Here is an 18,444-nt window from a genome sequence, read left to right on the forward strand (position 1 = left end):
ATGAGGTCGAAGCTCAACGGCTGGAACCGGTAGGATTGACTTATCTTTGGCCGGTGTCCTGTTAGGAATGGATCATGGCGCTTTACGACCGCGATTTTTATGCCTGGACACAAGAGCAAGCCGCACTGCTGAGATCGGGGCAGTGGGATCGATTGGATATTCCCAACTTGGTGGAGGAAATTGAGGCTTTGGGCAGGCAAGAACGCCGCGAACTGGTGAATCGACTAGGGATCCTGGTGGGCCATCTGCTAAAGTGGCAGTTTCAGCCTCAACAACGAAGCAAAAGTTGGACAGCCACAATCATCGAACAGCGGCAAGAGGTGCAGGAGTTAATTGCGGATAATCCCAGCCTTAAGTCTTATCTGGTTGAAGCAATGAATAAAGCTTATCAAAAGAGCGTCCTGCTGGTGGTTAAAGAAACGCCCCTATCTCTGGACGATCTGCCTGCCCAGTGTCCCTACACATTGGATCAGGTGATGGATCCCGACTTTTACCCCGAGCAGGAGAGCCCCCAGTGAGGATCTCGTCTTTCCCTCATGGCGTATCTCCCTCTTTCAGTTGGGCGTTTTCATAGTTAACATTCCACCTAGGCAAATGACAATTTCGCTGTGGCCAATTGACGGTCTGAGCTGATGCAGTTGTCAGATGCTCTCTTCAAAATAATCACTATCAATCTTCTTTACCGGATACAATGAAACTGTAGATACGCCAACGTCGTGCTCAATCATTAGATTTGTTAGTTGTTCGCCGTCAATCAAAACAATCTTACTGCCGATCTGCGAAACGTAGCTGCTAGCGTCTTCAGTAAACCTGGAGGTAGTGATAAAAATACCCTTGTTTGCTCTTTGAGCCTGTAAAGCACCCACAAACTGCATGACATCAGGACGACCTACCGGATTGCTATCCCAACGCTTTGCCTGAATATACACAACATCAAGACCGAGTTTGTCCTCTTTGATGATCCCATCAATTCCACCATCGCCACTCTTGCCAATTGCTTTGCCTGCATCTGCCCGTGAGCCTCCGTAGCCCATTTTAACCAGCAGCTCCACAACAACCTTTTCGAAGAAGGCAGGCGATACTTTCTTTAGCTTGGCAAGCAGTTCATCGGCCAGTTTGTCACGGAGATTTTCATACGCAGCTTCTAACTGCTCTAATGGTGTCGCTGCCGAAGTCTCTGATAAAGCTTTTTGTTTGCTTGCCTTGTTGCTGCTTCTTGTGCCTTTGGGCCCCTCAAATTCTCGGAATTCAGGATATTGCCTGAGTAACTCTACATTGATGGTTTTGGGCTGTTTTTCAAGAAGATCTCTTCCGCGGTCAGTAATTTGGTAGAATCCTCTGCGCGTTGTTTCCAGCAGCCCTGCCTTTTTCATATAAGTTGCAGCCCAGCCGACGCGATTGACAAAGGTTGGCTGTACACCGCTCGGCAGCATCTCCCTGAGATCGTCCTCTGTGAGGCCCAGTTCCTTTGCCAGAACTTCAACAGCTTCGCTGGTTGATATTTCAGTGCCTTTGCGGGCTGCAAACTGAAGAAGTGGCAACATCAAGCTCTGATAATCGGGAACGGCCATTTGTAGAACCGATGTGAAGACAGGGATCCCAAACCGAAGTAGGTTCCACCCATAACTTTACGCCAACCCTCTGCTGCAAGCCAGTTAGGGTATCCGCCAGGCCGGGAAGCCTCTGAAAAAAGTTTGGCATGGATGGCTCAGGCGTGATTTGAACACGCGACCAAGGGCTTATGAGTCCCCTGCTCTACCGCTGAGCTACTGAGCCAGGATAGTGCTTAACTAGAATAGCACTCTTGGGCCAGAACTGCTGCTTGGAAAGTCCCCTCAGCCCCCTCTCGGGAGAGAAGCCACAGACATAGCCACGCCTATCGGCAGGTCAGGGCAGCTTCGTAAACCCGTCGGATGGCCGCGAGAGACTTCTCCAAATCCACCAGTGGGCGAGGGTAGTCCACCCCCAATCGGACTCCAAATTGCTTCTGCTCGGCAGCAGTGAGGCGATAGGGCTCGTGGATTTTATCCCCCGGGATCCCGGCCAATTCCGGCAACCAGTGGCGCAGATAGTCTCCTTTGGGATCGTACTCGCGAGATTGTTTGGGGATGTGGAAGTAGCGGAAGCCGCGGGCATCGTTCCCTACGCCGGCGGTGTAGTTCCAATTGCCGTAGTTGCTGGCCACGTCGTAGTCGATGAGCAGCGACTCAAACCACTCAGCGCCCATGCGCCAGTCGATGCCCAGGTTTTTTGTCAAAAAGCTGGCCACATTCTGCCGTCCCCGGTTGGACATAAATCCGGTAGCCGCCAGCTCCCGCATGTTGGCATCCACCAAGGGGTAGCCCGTCTCACCCCGACACCAAGCCTGAAAGCGCGGCCAATCCTGCTGCCAAGGGATGGGGATCCCTTGGATCCCAGAGGGACGGAACAGTTTAGCGCCGTGCTTGGCCAAGATAAACCGAAAATAATCCCGCCACAGCAGCTCGAACACCAGCCAGTAGGTGGACTCATTGCGCACCCGCTCCTGCTCGTAACGCTTGACCTCGGCATAGACGGTGCGAGGGGAGATACAGCCCAGCGCCAACCAAGCAGAAAGCCGGGAGCTATCGTCGGGATCCAACATGCCGTTGCGGGTTTCTTTATAGAGGCGCAGCCGATCCCGATCCCAAAAGTAGGTTTGCAGGCGGGCATGGGCAGCGGTGCTCCCGCCGGTGTAGGTGAAGCGGGCCCGTGGATCCCCGGCAGGTGGGGATAGCCCCAGCGAGGCCAGGGTGGGCAGAGGGCCGGGATCCAAACCCGATGGCAGGGGGGGGATCGAGGGAATGGGCAAGGGATCCCGGATGGGGGTGCTCCCCTCGACTTGCTTTCGAAAGCGGGTGAACAGCTCCGGCAGTTGCGAGAGACAAAAGGGGAGATCCTCAGGGTGATAGAGGGTATGGCCCCAATCAACCTGCAGCCGGATCCCCAGAGACCGCAAAGCCCGCTCAACAGCAGCCGCCACCTCCTTCTCCTCAGTGCCCACCTCTTCATGGGCATAGACCGCCTCGACCCCCCACTCCTGTGCCAAGGTGGGGATCACCTGTTCTGGCTGTCCCTGGCGGATCACCAAATCCGAGCCGCGCGACCGCAACTGCTGCCGCAAATCCGCCAAACTCTCCAGCAAAAACTGACCGCGGAAAGGGCCGGTTCTGGGGCGGAGCCCAAGGGAAGTCTCGCCGAACTGGCGGGGATCCAAGCAATACAAGGGGATCAAAGGGGATCCCTGTTGGCAGGCCCGCGTCAGCGGCTGGTGATCCAGCAGGCGCAAGTCGGTGCGAAACCACAGCAGGACGGTCATTCTGCAGCTACCCTACACGGATCCCGCGGACTCAGACTTGGACACCCGAACCCTAGCTGGACGCCCCAGCTCAGGGCTGGGAACAAAATGAGGCACATCGGCAGCCGGGATGTGAACAGGGGCCTTGGTGCGCGGATGATAGGTTTGCCGGGCGGGACGATGGCGCAGCGAGAACGTGCCAAAGCGAGCCAGCCGCACGGATCCCCCCTGGGCCAGGCATTGGCTAATGCTGTCCAGCATAGCCTCCAGAGCAGCAGCAGCCATTTCCACGGTCAGGCCATCCACCTGCGCGGCCATCTGGCGGGCCAGCAAACGGCGAGTCAAATGAGGAGGAGAAGCCACCAACCGACCCTCTAGACAACAGAACACAGACAGGGGCTTAGAGCACCTCCAGTTCACTCTCGAAAAACCAATGTCGAGAGCGATCGGGAAACTCCAGAATGTAGCCGACACCGCTGCCATCGACCACACGCCGTGCCAGCACCACAGCCTCTTTGCCCACCAGAGCGCTGAGGTTTTCTTGTCCGCGATCCTGGACAGAGCGAACTTTGACCTTATTTCCAACCTTGATCGCCATAAAACCGCGAAGAGACTTACCACTCAAGATGGTACGGCAAAAGTCCCCTTGCCGAGCTCCTGCCGCACCTCTGCTGGGGTTGACCCCGATGGGATTGCTAGAATGGGGTCAGAGTGCCGTGCCCCAGGGAAGACTGCCTCCGTGATTGCCCTTTCCCTCAAACCCGCCCACTGCTCCTGGAGCGTTATCAGCTTTCCCTCCACCCTCTACACTCAGCCTGTCCTCGATCTCTTGATCTCAAAAGTCCCTCCTGCCTGGAGAGCGGAAATACGTTTGGGCCTACAGGAAGCAATCATCAATGCCGTCCGCCACGGCAACGGCCTCGACCCCAACAAGAAGGTGATCATCGAGTACGCCAGCTCGGAGCCCTTTTACCAATGGCTGGTGCGAGATCAAGGGCCCGGCTTTTGTCCCCAAGAGAAGCTCCACCGATGCCAACATAACATCTTGGAAACCGAAGAGTCGGGCCGAGGAATGCTGCTGCTCACCCAAATCTTCGACTTTGTGGAGTGGAATGAAACAGGCAACCAGGTCTACCTGGCCAAATACATCCACGCCAACTGCCGGGATCCCTGGATAGTCTGACCCTCAATGCCACTCCCAAAACAGCTTGCCCATTTGGGTAATCTGGCAGCCCCGATCGGGGTAGGGAGCTTCAGAAACCGCTAGGGCTGTGGTGGCGAAGGCAAAGCGCGTGGATGACCAGCGGGATCCCTTAGCGCTCCGCGCCGCTGACGCGACCGGGTCGGGCAGCTCGCTTTCCAAGAGCAACCCCAGGGATCCATAGCCATAGCCCAAATTGCGGTGGGGCAGGGAAGCCACCAACTTGCGCCAGGCGCGGTTTGCACTCAAGGGGGGATCCGCGAGGGCCGCCTCCAGAGCCGCCAGAGAAGAAGCCAGGTAGGAATAGCCTTTGCGATCGGCATGATACACCTGTGCCGGCAGCGGGATCCCCGACGGCGACTGGGGAAGAGCTTCTGCCGCCGGCAACGGCAGGGATCCTCCCTTCCCGCTGACTTCCAGCCGCTCCCCTGCCAACACGGGGATCTCCGGTCGATGGGTGGAGCGGTGAGGACTCCGTCCCGCTGTCGCCACCGGCTGGGGTTCTGACGGCAAGGACTCCGTCTCCCCCGCAGGAGTGGTCGGTTGGGCCCAGGCAGTGGCGGTGCCACGCTTCGTTGCCAGAGAGATTACCTGCCAGCCTTGGGCGCGTGCCCGCTCATCCAAGTCGAAATAAGGACTCCGTCCCGCTGTCGCGACCGACTCATCCGGCAGCTTACCGACCCACAGCCAGGCTGGATCCCCGTCGCCGGGCAAAAGGGCAAAGGCAAACTCTCCCCGTTCCGGCAACAGACGCTGCCAGTCCAGCGCCACCTGAGATTGCAAGCGCTGCAGCCACTGGCCGGGATCCACCCGCAATCCCAGGGGATTTAGGGGCTGGATCTGCCCCAGGCTCTGCCAAACTGAGGCCAGATTCTCTCCGGAAACCAGCGCCAAGGTCTCATCCGGCAGATGTTGAAGGATCTGCGGGCGAAAGGCTTCTGCCGCCGGCAAGGAGAAGCCAGCGGGCGCATGCCAGAGGGCAGCACTTTCGGCCACCAAGCCCTGGAAGTTCACCCCCAACCCCAGCCCTACCGCCTGCAACGTCAGCCCATCTGAAGAAACCGCCTCTGGATTTTGCCAGAAGGCCCAACCCACATGCGCCTCCCGCAAGGGCTGGATGACCTGCTGAAACAGAGGCTGAGCCACCAGAGACAACTGCGGCAACTGCCAAGCATCGATTGCAGCCCGAATGGCAGCAGACTGCTCCGCCAACAACACGTATTGCTCGCCGAAAACGGCTGCCGAGAACCCCTGCAGGCCCGGAATCGGGCTAGACACCACCTGAATGCCCTTGTAAGTGTCTACCTGCACCGGCCTCCCGGCCAAGCTCTGCCGTTCCCACAATAGGTTCAGCTCAAACTGAGAGAGCGCCGCATCCCGCGTTTCCAGGGCAACCAAGGTGCCCCACTCTGGCAAACTGGCCAAGAGGGTGCTCTTCCCCAGCCAGGGCCGCACCTCCCGCTCGAAATCAAGGGATCCCCCGGCCAGCATGGATCCCAGCCAGCCTGGGCCTTCAGGGGAGAAAAACTTTTGCCACTGCTGACGGGCAGCGCGTCGCTGGGGGGCAGGAGTTGCCGCTTGCCAAAACGCTTGCACCTCGTCCAGGGGAACAGCCAACACCAGCAGCGCTTGTGCGGAGCGAGGGGCCAAACCCACAATTGGCGGCAGCTCCGGGTGGGCCAGCAACAAAGCTACCGGACTGCGGGTGAGCAGCCATACGACAACCCACACCACCATGGCGGCCAGAAGACCAAGCCCAATCAGGATCCCGCGCAAGAGTTGCCGTCGTCCCATATCTCAATCTCTGCACCGAGGGAGACATGGCGCGGACACCCAGGCTCTACTGCTCTGCACTGCTGGCATGAACAGGCCTAGTGAAGAAGCGCTGCCCTCAGTCCTGCATGATAAAACCTTACCATGGAACAGAGGCTAACCCTGGTGTGCCAGCTGGAGCCCACCGCTGAGCAGGCGGCCAAGTTTAGAGGCACCCCACAAGCCTTTGTGATCCGCACCACCATTCCAAACCAACGTGCAGATCAGCCCTGCCTTGACCAGCCCGGCAGCTATCTAGGCCCATCCGAAAGTCAAACCCATGTCAGAGTTTCAACTGGTTTCTCCCTATCAACCCACCGGAGATCAACCTAAGGCAATTGCCGGCTTGGTGAAGTCAATTTCAGAAGGCCATCGTTTCCAAACCTTGCTGGGGGCAACCGGAACCGGCAAAACGTTTACCATCGCCCATACCATTCAGCAGGTGGGCAGGCCCACCTTAGTGATGGCCCACAATAAGACTTTGGCAGCACAACTGTGCAATGAGCTGCGGGAGCTTTTTCCTCACAATGCCGTTGAATACTTCATCAGCTATTACGACTACTATCAACCGGAAGCCTATGTTCCCAGCACCGATACATACATTGCCAAATCTTCTTCCATCAACGATGAAATCGATATGTTGCGGCACTCGGCTACCCGCTCTTTGTTTGAACGGCGGGATGTGATTGTGGTGGCCTCGGTGAGCTGCATCTATGGTCTGGGCATGCCAGAGGAGTACCTGAAGGCTTCCATCCCCTTCAAAGTCGGCCAGGAGATCAACCAACGGGATGTCTTGCGGGATCTGGCCAGCATCCAGTACGAGCGCAATGACCTGGAGCTGGTGCGGGGGCGATTTCGCCTCAAAGGGGATGTGCTGGAAATTGTGCCGGCCTATGAGGATCGGGTCATTCGCATCGAATTTTTTGGCGATGAGATCGAGGCCATTCGCTTAATTGATCCGGTTACAGGTGAGATTTTGAACAGCCTCAGCGCCCTCAGAGTTTATCCTGCTCGGCACTTTGTAACGCCGGAAGCACAATTGGAGCGGGCGATCCTCAATATCGAGCAAGAACTGGAAGAGCAACTGGCCCTCTTTCGCAAAGAAGGCAAGCTCCTGGAAGCCCAACGCCTAGAACAGCGCACCCGCTACGACCTAGAAATGCTGCGAGAGGTGGGCTATTGCAATGGGATCGAAAACTACTCTAGACATTTAACGGGACGCAAAGCAGGAGAGCCCCCCGCCTGCTTGGTGGATTATTTCAAGGCCAACGATTGGCTGCTGGTGGTGGATGAATCCCACGTGACCGTGCCCCAAATTCGCGGCATGTACAATGGCGACCGTGCCCGCAAGCAGGTGCTGGTAGATCATGGTTTTCGCCTGCCCAGCGCCCTCGACAATCGCCCCCTCAAAGCCGAAGAGTTTTGGGCCAAAGTTCATCAGTGTATCTTTGTTTCGGCTACTCCCGGCAACTGGGAACTAGAGCAGAGCGAGGCCCAATTTGAAACCCTGGTGGAAGATGGCAAGACCCTGAAGTTCTATGTGCCCGGCAGCGGTCGGGTTGTCGAACAGGTAATTCGGCCCACCGGCGTGGTGGATCCTGAGGTGCATGTGCGCCCCACGGCTGGGCAAGTGGACGATTTGCTGGGAGAAATTTATTTGCGATTGGAGCGCTCTCAGCAGGGATCTGCCGAACGGGTGATCGTGACCACCCTCACCAAACGGATGGCAGAAGATCTCACAGAATATCTCCAGGAGCGAGGGATCCGAGTTCGCTATTTGCATTCCGAGATCACCTCGATTGAGCGAATTGAAATCCTACAAGACTTTCGAGAAGGGGCCTTTGACGTGTTGGTGGGGGTCAACTTGCTCCGGGAAGGGTTGGACTTGCCAGAAGTCTCTTTGGTGGCCATTTTGGATGCTGACAAAGAAGGGTTTTTGCGAGCAGAGCGCTCCCTGATTCAGATGATCGGGCGGGCAGCGCGGAATGTCCGCGGTATGGTGGTGATGTACGCCGACACCATGACCGGCAGCATGGCCCGGGCCATTGCCGAAACCCAGCGTCGCCGCGAAATTCAATTGCAATACAACCGCCAACACAACATCACGCCCAAGCCCATTGTCAAGAAAAACAGCAATGCCATCTTGTCTTTTTTGGCCATCTCCCGCAAACTCAGCAACCCAGATCTGGAAAAAGCCTTTCAAGCTGCGCAAGAGATCCCTCTCTCCGAGATTCCGGAGCTGATCGGCCAACTGGAACTGAAGATGAAAGAGGCCGCCAAAAACCTAGAATTTGAGGAAGCCGCCGAGCTGCGAGATAGAATCAAAAAGCTGCGTCAACGCCTTCTGGGCCATTCTCAGGGCACCTAAAATCCTTGCTCAGATCGGCCAAAATTGAGGTCGGCTTGTGCCACCATGAGCTTGCGGGGCAGCACCAGGGATCCCCAATTGATCGATAGGCGTTCGTACCAAACCGGCCATGCAGGACTCCGTCCCACTTAAGCGAGCAGCTCTTTGGGTTGGGCTGACGGTGGGGATAGGTCTCTGGCTCACCCCTGCCGTCGCCTCTGCCCCCTCAGGGATCCCCTTGGCTCAAGCCCTTGAATTTCGGGATCCCAACTTTTTCCTGGCCGATCCCCGACCCACACCGGCTGAAGCGCCAACTCCTGAGGGATCCCCTGCCCCAGCCCCCAGCCCAATCGGGATCCCTTTGACCGGCCAAGAGGGCACAGAAGTGCTCGTCGGGAACATACCGGTGTTCCGCCTGCAGACGGCAGACTACCCCAGCGATGTGCGGGCCGACAACGTTCGGGCGATCATCGAGCGCTTTCTGGAAGAAGGCCAGTTGCCGGAGCCAGAGGTACGGGTGGCCCAGGATGCCAATGGGCAATACATCTTACGCCTGGGGGAAAGAGGCCGCTTTGAGCGCACACAACGGTATTTGTTTACCGTCACCTATGCCGATGCTGCCGCAGAGCGCAGGGTGGCACCGGGTCAGGTGAACCTGAATGACGTGCGTCTGGTGGCTAACAGTTGGGCGCGGCGGTTGGAGCAAGCGATTGCCGATTACCGCGAAGATCTGCTGGCTCTGCAGCGGGCCCAGGATCCGCGCGTGCTGGTTCTGACCCTTTTGGCAGGGATCGCCACCCTGGTGGTGGGGTTCTTTCTCTGGCGGCTGTTCGACCGCAGCTTAACCCGTCTGCAACGCTGGTTGGAGCTTAAGGCCGGAGAGACCTGGGGCACCTGGATCGATGTGGGTGGGATGCTGCTGCGGGGCGTGGGGGCAATCCTCATCGCCGGCATCTCGCTGGATCGCGGTATCAGCTTCATCCCTGCCCTACGACCGTTTCAGCGCTCCTTTTACCTGGGCCTGGGTCGTGTGGTCGCCACGGCTCTGGGCGTTCTCACCCAGCCTCTGCCCAACTCCAGCGTTTCGATTGCCAGCTTGCTGGTCTTCCTCGTCCTCTCCATCTTGGTTTTCACCGGCGCCCACTACGTCAGTGTTGGCTTCAAGCAGCGCTTTTTGGCACGCCTGGGGCTGGATCTGGGCACCCAAGAGTCTTCGGCGGCCATCTTCAAGTACATCCTGACCCTGTTCGGCATCCTTCTGGTCTTGCCCTTCAGCGGCCTTAATCTGGGCTCCTTGGCGGTTATTGCCGGGGCAGTGGGTTTGGGGATCGGTTTTGGTTTGCAAAACCTCTCCAACAACTACATCAGCTACATTGCCATTTTGCTGGAGCGCCCCATCCAAATCGGGGATCTGGTGGAAGTGGACAACTTGCTCGGCACGGTGGAGCGCATTGGGCCACGGGCTACCGTCTTGCGCACCCTGGATCGCATCTTTGTGATCGTGCCCAACTCCCGCTTTACCGAATCAAAGGTGGTGAACTGGAGCTACCGGGATCCCCGCTGTCGCATCCACATTCCTGTGGGCGTGGCCTACGGCTCCGATACCGCCTTGGTTACCGAAGCTCTGCTCAGCGCCGCCAGAGAAAATGCTCGGGTGTTGAGCAGCCCTGCCCCCCAAGTCTGGCTCAAGTCCTTTGGCCCTTCTGCACTTAACTTTGAGCTGCTGGTGTGGATCAACCGTCCTCAAGATCAGTTTGTCTTGATCAGCGAGCTAAACTTCCTGATCGAGGCTGAGTTTCGGCGACGTGGGATCCGCATCCCCTTCCCGCAACAAGATATTCATATCCGCAGCCTAGAGGGATTTGCCCCCCTCAGTCAAAATGGCGGATCCCCTTCTTTGCCCGATACCGACTCCATTCACTCTGCCCTCAAAGAAGCGGCTCAATCGCCGGAAGACCAAAATGGTGTTTCCTAAGCTATTGCCTGCCATTGACACCCTATCGACACCATGTTGCAGCGGTTAGATGAGGTACTGGGAAGCTTTGGCAGCCATCCCCGTTGGGCTGAACTGAAGCAAATGCAAACCCTGCGGCAGCTCTGGCCCGAACTCGTCGGAGAGGCCGTAGCCGCCCAAACCTATCCTCTCAGCCTGCGCCGACAGGTGCTGCAGGTGGCCACCTCTACCCCGGCCTGGGCACAAAACTTAACCTTGCAACGCCAGATCATTCTCAGGAAACTCAACAGCCGGCTACGATCTCCCCTCAGCGATATCCGCTTCAGCTCTGGTGCCTGGCACAAGGGATCCAGCCCGGCTGCCCCCCATCCTGATGCGGAGCTGACCAGCAAGTTTTATGGCGCTCCCCGCCTAGCAGACCAAGATGGACAACGCCCTGGATCCTGTCGCAGCCCCAATCCAAAACAGCCCACCTCCGACCCGAAAGTGGCTTTCGAGCGCTGGGCCAGAGTGGTGAAGCAACAACAAACCCAGGAGAACCTGTTCCCTTGCCCCGCCTGCCGCTGTCCTACCCCTGCCGCCGAATTGGAGCGTTGGTTTGTCTGTGGGTTCTGCCATCGACAATCCTTGCGCCCGCCCAGCTAACTCAGGAAACTCGAATTACGGTTGCTTCAAATGGCAATCAAACGATTCGTCAGGTCGATCCCCAACTTCTTTCTTCCTCTGAGAGAGGTTGTGGATGGTTACGTCAGCGGCAAGGAGCGCTTGGGAAGCGTCTCAACCCAGTTTGAAATGCAACTGCGAACCCTTAATCGTTCATAGCCCGATAGGTGGCCACCGAAGACGGCGATACACGGTTTAGATAGCGAAAGATCCAATACTTAAAAAGTGTATCTAGGAAAACCGGAAAAGTAGCAATAAAGCCGTAGATAAAATCGCGGTTCTCCGGTACCCCCAAATGGGCAGCCAAATTACCCAGCAGCACCTCCCAGCCGTGGGGTGAGTGATAACCGACAAACACATCGGTAAAGAGAATAATAATGAAAGCCTTGGCACTATCGCTGAGACCGTAGATCAGACGATCCAAAAAAGACTTGAGGACTTCGATTTCCTCACGCCCAATAAAGATAAGCCAGCCAAACACCAGCAGCGAAAGCAAATCAGCAAGGATATTCTTCAATCCTTCCGAGTTCCTACGGCTATATTTTTTCAGCAGTTCCTCTGCCTTCATGGACAGTTGCTCTTCTGATTCCAGATCCCACTCTGGGGGTTGATGGTGCAAAGCTCGCTCAAATTCTATTCTTTCCTTGAAAAACTCGAACTCTGACAGGGCTTTTTCTTGGAATTCGTGGCTTAGAGCCACAATGGCAGGCTCCCGTTGTTGGAAGTGATCCACCAATGGCCCAAACAGAAAGTTTTTCGAGAGGATCTGGGTGAGCAGAGGCAAAACGGCCAACAACAACAGAAAACGAATCGATACCAGTGTGCGAGTGCGAGCCTCCCGATACTCTTGGATCAGTTCCTCCTCGGCCTGGGAACTCAGCTCACGGCGGATTTGGCTGGCCGTGCGCAGAATGGAGCGGGGCAGAATCGCAGCTTTGGAAGCGACCGGGGCAGCGCCATTGCCGGAGCCTGCCTTGACAGAGACATCAGGAGAACTGGGTTGGGTTGAGGTAGGTTGTTCTGGCCGTTCGAGAGGCTCAGGTGAAGTGGAAATTGAAGCAGAGATGGGCTGGGATTTTCTGGTCGGGCGTTTGTATCGAGAAGTCACCTGATCGATAAACTGCAGTTTCTCCAAGATGGAAAGATCTCGTCTTTGGCAACCATTCTCGGAGTTTTCGCTGCTGCTTTCAGAAACATTGGCCTCAGCGGCATGGAGTTCTTGATCTTTATCTTGGGCAGAAACAGGGCCACTGCCATTTTGCTCGGGATCCGGCAGGCGAGAAAGGGCGCTGCTGGCTCTGAACTCTGCCAAACGCAGATCGATCTGGCGCAGCTGCCGGCGCAGTTGAATTTGAAAGTAGCGGCTGACATTCTGGCCATGTTGCCCGTTGCTGCCGATGGATCCTCCCTGGAAGTATTGATCCTCGATGGCTTTAATGCGCAGGGCAGCCTCATAAGCTTGGTCAAGGGAGCGCAGGGGGGTATTCGAGATCCATTGGCCCAGCCTGCTCAATACGGATTCTCCCATTGCTCGTTCCCGTGGCACTCCCCATGGGGGCCGATCCACACATTACAGTGATCCGATTGACTAATTATTGTAACGAGTCCTGGGTGCCTAGGCGGGAATCCCAACGGTGGAGAAGTACTTGCAAAGACTGGCCCTGCCTCGACAGAAGTACAGACCGGCACCTTTGGGTCAGAGCAAACTTCAGTATCCCTTAAAGCGCTTGAGGGCAAAGCCACAGATCTGCAGCAGCCGCAGCCCCTCTCGCACATGGTGAATGTTGGAGCGACCATAGGTTCTGGGGAAATAGCGCACGGGGATATCCAGGATCTTCAGGGTGCGCTTGGCGGATCCCAGCAACAGGTCAAAATCTCCAAACGGGTCGAAATCCCCCCACTCTTGGCACAGCTTGGCAATCTGCTGGTAATCCTCCCGCCACAGGGCCTTGGTGCCACAGAGGGAATCTTTGATGCGGATGCCGAGAATGTAGGAGAGAAGAGCGGCAAAAAAACGATTGGCCCATTGGTTTAGCCGAGGCATTGCCTCCGGTTTCAGGGGATAGATAAGGCGACAACCATTGGCAAAATCACATCGCCCGGAAGCCACAGCCCGGAAAAACTTGGGCAGGTCCTCTGCCTGTACGGTCAAATCGGCATCGAGGATGATCAACACATCCCCTGTAGCGGCGGCTAGCCCCTTGCGCACCGCATCCCCCTTGCCCTTGCCCTCCTGCCGTAGAGCCCGGATATTGCGGATCCCTTGGTATTCCGCCTGTACCCGCTGGATCTCGGCCCAAGTCCCGTCGCTGGAATGCCCCTCCACAAAAATGATCTCGGTGCGGGATCCCATCTCGGGCAAATGTTCCACGCAGCGGCGGATGTTGCCCGCTTCATTCCGAGCCGGAATCACCACGGTGCAGGAAGGCTGCTGCTCAGGGGGGGGATCCCAGGCAGGGTCGGGCTGCAGGCGAGCGATCGTGTACTCTGTCAGGCAGAGGGCGTTGATCCCGGGCAATGGGGCAATCACCCGGTTGATCACAGTCGAAAGGAACGGGATCCGCCGCGGCAACAACAGCCGCTTGCCCTGCTGAATGACCTCGTATCCTGCCAAGTGCAGCAGGTTGGCCACATCGGCTGCCGATAACCAGTTGGCTGCCGGCAGAGGCATCCGTTGCTTCAGAGCGGTTGCCAAGCCCAGAATCGGCTCCCAGAGCGGGTTGTGGTGGGAGAGGATCAGGCGGGTGCGTGGGGTACAGAAGCGGCGCAACTGCTGGAGAACCTGCTGGATGTCGGCCAGGTAGCCCAGGGTATTGACGAGCAAGATCACATCAAAAGGCTCCGCCAAGACGGGATCCCCTTTGTCCAGCGTGTGGGCATCTTGCACCCGGAAATGGAGATGGGGAAACTCTGCCTGAGCTTGGGCAACAATGTCCGCATCCCGGTCGATCCCCACCCCGAAGCTGGGCTGCAAGGCATTGAGCAGGGATCCCGTGCCGGAACCAATCTCCAAGATGCGCAAACCGGCAGGGACAAAAAAGCGATGCAGCCGCTCCAGATCCTCGTGGTAGTAGCGGTTTTTTTGCCGCCAGTAATACAAGGGGTGGGTCAACGCTGGCAAGGGCTCCCGAGGGTGTCGCTAGATCGGCTTTTGGTCGTAAGGGGGCATCGATATCGATTCGTCACCCAGGCCGGCTGGATCCGTGATGCCAAGGGCGAAGCACCCTGGCGATTGCATACCGAAGCCACATCTTGGACCCCAGTCTCCTCCCCACCCAGCGATAGCAGTACAGGGAACAGAGAAGCATCGGCGGGCAAGGGCCAACAAGCAGGGATCTCAGCGACGACGCACTTTATCCCTTTGGCTGACAAAGATGATGGCGCCGAAGAGAAGACCCAGCACCACTGCGCCGTACACCAAGCTCCAGAGGAAGTTAGCAAGTGAGGGAGTCATAAAAGCGTTTCCTCCTCGTGCAAATAACCGTTGCCCAACAGCTTTTCGATTATACCGAGCCCTGCCCCCTTTCCAAAGCCTACCTTTGTCGCCCGACAGCAGGTCCTCTGCCGGGCATTGTCATTGGGTAGTTTGGTATTCCAGAGGCACCTCTTCTAAGGTCTGGCTCTTGCCCGCAAAGGGGTTATCCGGCGTTAAGAACAGCATACAGTGACATTCCTTTCGCTCCCGCATGGGTACACAGGGGCAGTTCCAGTAGCCGGCTTTCGCTTCTGCCTCTTTGTCTTCATAAAAACGACAGGGACACAGCGGGGCGCCCAATTGCTCTTTATGCAGAGCCAAGCCCTCGATCACCGCCGTTGTAATGGACGGATCCGAGCAGAAAAAGGTCTCGGAGCGTTTGGCGTAGGTTTCTGCGAAATGCCGCATCAACTCAAAGCTCTTCTGTGAGGACTTGTTGTAACCACGACTTTCCATGACGATTCCCAAAGGTGGAACTAACCGGCTGTTGCTAGCAATAGGGCTCACAGCTTTTTCCGGCGACACTTCCTGAAGTCGGTACAAACGTATGCGGGGCCGGGATGCTCCTGACTGACTCTACAGACCTCCCACAACGTCGGAAAAAGCTGTATCTTGCTCTTCGTTGTACTGCAGACCTCCAGGCAAGACAAAAAATCACGGCCTTGCTGTTACACATGGCAACATCCAGGCGCCGTAGCAAGAGCCAGCCTTGGCGTACCCTATAGAATACCGTTAATGGGATCCCTCTCCTCAGGGCACGACCAACACTGGGCAGGGGGAGAGATCGATCACGCGGTGGCTTACAGAGTTGTTCTGCCCCTCTCCAGACAGGGTGAGGCCACGGCAGCCCATCACGATCAGGCTGATCTCCAGCTCGTCTGCCACATCACAGATGACAAAAGGCACCTTCCCCTCTCGATACTCACTCTTGACGTTGCTGAGGCCGATTTGATGCAGGCCGGACTCCGTTTGCTTAAGCAGGTTGTGGATGTTTTGCCGAGCTTGCTCGGCTCGCTCCGGGTCAAGCTCCGTATCATCCAGCACAGAAAGCAAATACACTTGGCTCTTGTAGCGCTGTGCTATGTCCGCCACCAAGGGCAAGGCGTGGCTGGTTTCACGCGAGTTATCGATGGGAAAGAGCAGTTTGTCGAACATAGCCGAGGATCCCAACGGTCGACCCCAGTCCCTATCCAAATTCAAGTTCAAGGCGAAGGCTGACTTTATTCTACCAACTTTGCCGGGGGCTGAAGGATCCCAGCCCATTTTCCTATTGTGAGGGGCTCGACCTTAGCCGCTTGGCATCAACCGGAAACGGGAGCCCTTTTGGATAAGCAGTAGAAGACGCCCTGCATACTGCTCATGGGAAAGCCCGACCTTTTGAAGCTGTGCTTGGCTGGGGTTTACGCAGTTCCTGCCGTTGGGCCACTTCGCAGATCAAGCTAAACGGCAATTGGGATCTAGAGCTGCAGAAATGGTCTCCTGGATCTGCTGTTGCTGCAGGGATCCCTCGGGCAGTTGCCTATTGTTTTTGACAAACCTGGCATTCCAACTCGCTGTCAGGGCACCATCCACAAAATCTGCATCTGATAAAAGGCTCAAAGTTTGCTGCAGTTCTGCCGTGTTGAGAACATTGCCAATACACAAAAAATATTCTGGAAACCCAAAAAATCATGAAGAGGCCAAATCCTCAGTAGCATGAAAGTTATTCCTATGTAAATCTTATCTGGCTTTGATTGCCTCTTTGGAACGAATCGGTAGAAATGGCCAGCGGAAAATCGAGCGCACTTCCCCCCTCTGCAGACCTCAACCGGTTAGAGCGTGCAAGGCTCCTGTTGCCCGCCGCAGAAACCGCAAGAGAAGGTTAAGCTAAGGCTCTGTTGGCCCCCGACCCTCAGATTGGCAGGATGGGTGTCATGTTCCAGATCCAACCCCTGACCCCGGAACGGATTGCCCGTATGGCGGCAGGAGAGGTGATCGACTCTCTGGGGGCAGCCTTGCGGGAATTGCTGGAAAATGCCCTCGATGCCCAGGCCACCCGCATTCAAGTGGAGATCTGGCCGACTCGCTGGCAGGTGCGGGTGGGGGATAACGGCCACGGGATCCCGGCTTCGGAACTGGAGCAGGTGGCCCGTCGCCACACCACCAGCAAGTTGGACGGTCGCAGCCTAGGGTTTCGTGGGGAAGCCCTGCACAGCCTGGCCCGCTTGGGATCCCTGGCTATCCAAACCCGCCACGCTGACGATGCTCACGGCTGGCTGGCCGCCTACGACCGACAGGGGGAGCTGATCCACAAGCAGCCGGCAGCCACTGCCTTGGGAACGGTGGTCACGGTTGCGGATTTGTTTGCCGACTGGCCTCTGCGCCGTCGGGCCTTGCCCCAAACTCGCCCGCTCCTGACACTGGTGCAGAATGCAGCCCTAGCCCATCCCTGGGTCAGTTGGCAGGTGCATCAGGAAGGGCAATTGCTGCTCAGCCTCTGGCCGGGAAAATCTCTGCAAGATCTGCTGCTGCAGGTGTTGCCGCAGTTGGATCCCACGGATCTGCGCTATCGGCGGATCCAGGATGGGGATAGCGATTGGGAAGTGGTGCTGGGCCTGCCGGATCGCCTGCATCGCCCCCACCCCGATTGGATCCGTGTGGCCGTAAACGGACGGTTTGTGCAGATGCCCGACTGGCAACGGCTGATCCAGTCGGTTTTTCACCACGCGTTGCCTCGCCACCGTCATCCACTGGTGGTTGTTCACCTGCGCCTGCCCCCAGAGCAGGTGGATTGGAACCGTCATCCTGCCAAAAGCGAGCTCTACCTGGAGAATCTGACGGCCCGCCAGGAGCAGTTGCGCCAACACCTGCACTCCCTTCTGCAATTGGGATCCGGGCAAGCCAGCCGCCGCTCTGTGCATCTGATCCGGGCCAGCGAGGCCAAGGTGGTCTATCGAGTCTCGCCCGATCTCCAGAGCCGTTTTCCTCCCTCTGACCGCCCAACTTCTCTCCTGCCCCCCCTCAAGGCGCTGGCCCAACTGCATCGGACCTACATCTTGGCAGAGCACCCCCAGGGGTTATGGCTGGTGGAGCAACACCTGGCCCACGAGCGAGTTCGCTACGAGTACATCCAGCAGCACTGGCAACTGGTGGCACCGGAGATGCCCGTAACGCTGCAAGGACTGTCGCCCCAAGCCCTGGAGCGGTTGGAGCAGTTGGGGCTGGAGCCAGAACCCTTCGGCCCCAATACCTATCTCATCCGACGCATTCCTCTGGCCTTGGCATCGGAAGATCCAGAGGAGGTACAGGGATCCCTGCTGGAGCTCAGTGGTTGTCAAGATTTGCAGGCAGCCCAGGTAACAGTGGCCTGTCGAGGGGCCTTGCGCAATGGGATCCCGCTGACCCTGGAGCAGATGCAAAAGCTGTTGGAAGCCTGGCAGCGCACCGCCAATCCCCACACTTGCCCTCATGGTCGCCCGGTCTACCTGGCCCTGGCAGAAAAAGATCTGGCCCGTTACTTCCGCCGCCGTTGGGGCCTCTGCGACCGGCCTATCTCCGACTCCAAACTGGGATCCCTATGGGAGCTGGATCCGCTGGGAGACAGGTTTGCCGCCCAGGTGCGCTCTTCTGCGTCGGATCCCACGGACGAGCCCAGCTCCACCCCACTATAATCGGGGGTGTCCAACTGCTGAAACCC

17 protein-coding genes, 1 tRNA gene and 1 pseudogene are annotated in these 18,444 nt (G+C 57.3%); 6 read left to right on the forward strand and 13 right to left on the reverse strand.

Features of this window, described 5'->3' with window-relative positions; all coding sequences use genetic code 11:
* Positions 1-74 precede the first annotated feature (74 nt).
* Entirely contained in the window at positions 75-518 is a 444-nt protein-coding gene (locus NW842_RS05710) for a DUF29 domain-containing protein (protein WP_414417644.1), read from the forward strand.
* Between the two features lie 123 nt (positions 519-641).
* Here NW842_RS05710 and NW842_RS05715 read toward each other — a convergent pair whose 3' ends face one another.
* The 5 genes from NW842_RS05715 to NW842_RS05735 all read right to left on the reverse strand — a co-directional run bounded on the left by NW842_RS05715 (position 642) and on the right by NW842_RS05735 (position 3,914).
* Positions 642-1,571: a restriction endonuclease gene (locus NW842_RS05715; RefSeq protein ID WP_414417645.1), complete on the reverse strand. Its 930-nt coding sequence runs from the start codon at positions 1,569-1,571 to the stop codon at positions 642-644.
* Positions 1,572-1,704: 133 nt separating this feature from the next.
* Positions 1,705-1,776 (reverse strand) — tRNA-Met (locus NW842_RS05720).
* Positions 1,777-1,876: 100 nt separating this feature from the next.
* Positions 1,877-3,337: a DASH family cryptochrome gene (locus NW842_RS05725; protein WP_414417646.1), complete on the reverse strand. Its 1,461-nt coding sequence runs from the start codon at positions 3,335-3,337 to the stop codon at positions 1,877-1,879.
* Positions 3,338-3,349: 12 nt separating this feature from the next.
* On the reverse strand, positions 3,350-3,679 hold the full coding sequence (locus NW842_RS05730) for an HU family DNA-binding protein (RefSeq protein ID WP_414417647.1): 330 nt from the start codon (positions 3,677-3,679) through the stop codon (positions 3,350-3,352).
* Between the two features lie 37 nt (positions 3,680-3,716).
* Complete coding sequence (locus NW842_RS05735) at positions 3,717-3,914, reverse strand: cytochrome b6f subunit family protein (RefSeq protein WP_041436278.1); 198 nt, start codon at positions 3,912-3,914, stop codon at positions 3,717-3,719.
* Between the two features lie 141 nt (positions 3,915-4,055).
* Here NW842_RS05735 and NW842_RS05740 point away from each other — a divergent pair, with 141 nt between their 5' ends.
* Positions 4,056-4,499 carry an ATP-binding protein gene (locus NW842_RS05740; RefSeq protein WP_011432443.1) on the forward strand — a complete coding sequence of 148 codons (444 nt, stop codon included), beginning with the start codon at positions 4,056-4,058 and terminating at the stop codon, positions 4,497-4,499.
* 3 nt (positions 4,500-4,502) lie between these two features.
* On the opposite strand, the gene NW842_RS05745 is transcribed toward NW842_RS05740, so the two are convergent.
* The gene (locus NW842_RS05745) at positions 4,503-6,311 is read right to left on the reverse strand and encodes a DUF3352 domain-containing protein (protein ID WP_414417648.1); all 1,809 of its coding nucleotides are present in this window, start codon (positions 6,309-6,311) and stop codon (positions 4,503-4,505) included.
* Positions 6,312-6,609: 298 nt separating this feature from the next.
* On the opposite strand from NW842_RS05745, the gene uvrB reads away from it, so the two are divergent.
* Complete coding sequence (uvrB, locus tag NW842_RS05750) at positions 6,610-8,697, forward strand: excinuclease ABC subunit UvrB (RefSeq protein ID WP_414374520.1); 2,088 nt, start codon at positions 6,610-6,612, stop codon at positions 8,695-8,697.
* On the opposite strand, the gene NW842_RS05755 is transcribed toward uvrB, so the two are convergent.
* Positions 8,694-8,825, reverse strand: coding sequence for a hypothetical protein (locus tag NW842_RS05755; protein ID WP_414343450.1), 132 nt, complete (start codon positions 8,823-8,825; stop codon positions 8,694-8,696). The two genes, uvrB and NW842_RS05755, sit on opposite strands and share 4 nt — an antisense overlap.
* On the opposite strand from NW842_RS05755, the gene NW842_RS05760 reads away from it, so the two are divergent.
* A complete protein-coding gene (locus NW842_RS05760; protein WP_414374518.1) occupies positions 8,807-10,651 on the forward strand; it encodes a mechanosensitive ion channel domain-containing protein in 1,845 nt (614 codons plus the stop codon). The genes NW842_RS05755 and NW842_RS05760 overlap by 19 nt on opposite strands.
* A 33-nt stretch (positions 10,652-10,684) precedes the next feature.
* The gene (locus NW842_RS05765; RefSeq protein ID WP_414417649.1) at positions 10,685-11,275 is read left to right on the forward strand and encodes a DUF721 domain-containing protein; all 591 of its coding nucleotides are present in this window, start codon (positions 10,685-10,687) and stop codon (positions 11,273-11,275) included.
* Between the two features lie 163 nt (positions 11,276-11,438).
* Here the strand turns inward: NW842_RS05765 and pxcA are convergent, their stop codons facing one another.
* From pxcA to NW842_RS05795, 6 genes and pseudogenes are all read right to left on the reverse strand, one after another.
* A complete protein-coding gene (gene pxcA / locus NW842_RS05770; RefSeq protein ID WP_414417650.1) occupies positions 11,439-12,821 on the reverse strand; it encodes a proton extrusion protein PcxA in 1,383 nt (460 codons plus the stop codon).
* Between the two features lie 180 nt (positions 12,822-13,001).
* Positions 13,002-14,405: a glycosyltransferase gene (locus tag NW842_RS05775; protein ID WP_414398428.1), complete on the reverse strand. Its 1,404-nt coding sequence runs from the start codon at positions 14,403-14,405 to the stop codon at positions 13,002-13,004.
* 225 nt (positions 14,406-14,630) lie between these two features.
* Positions 14,631-14,747 (reverse strand): photosystem II reaction center X protein, encoded by a 117-nt coding sequence (locus tag NW842_RS05780; RefSeq protein WP_414417651.1) that lies wholly within the window; start codon positions 14,745-14,747, stop codon positions 14,631-14,633.
* A 120-nt stretch (positions 14,748-14,867) separates the two neighbouring features.
* Positions 14,868-15,224, reverse strand: a complete 357-nt coding sequence (locus NW842_RS05785) for a ferredoxin-thioredoxin reductase catalytic domain-containing protein (RefSeq protein ID WP_414357690.1) — start codon at positions 15,222-15,224, stop codon at positions 14,868-14,870.
* Between the two features lie 294 nt (positions 15,225-15,518).
* A complete protein-coding gene (locus tag NW842_RS05790; RefSeq protein ID WP_011433838.1) occupies positions 15,519-15,923 on the reverse strand; it encodes a universal stress protein in 405 nt (134 codons plus the stop codon).
* Positions 15,924-16,217: 294 nt separating this feature from the next.
* A pseudogene (locus NW842_RS05795) lies at positions 16,218-16,412 on the reverse strand (PKHD-type hydroxylase); the annotation flags it as partial.
* 269 nt (positions 16,413-16,681) lie between these two features.
* On the opposite strand from NW842_RS05795, the gene mutL reads away from it, so the two are divergent.
* Positions 16,682-18,418: a DNA mismatch repair endonuclease MutL gene (gene mutL, locus NW842_RS05800; RefSeq protein WP_414417652.1), complete on the forward strand. Its 1,737-nt coding sequence runs from the start codon at positions 16,682-16,684 to the stop codon at positions 18,416-18,418.
* Positions 18,419-18,444 lie beyond the last annotated feature (26 nt).

The sequence above is a fragment of the Synechococcus sp. R55.4 genome (assembly GCF_047461935.1).
GTDB lineage: Bacteria > Cyanobacteriota > Cyanobacteriia > Thermostichales > Thermostichaceae > Thermostichus.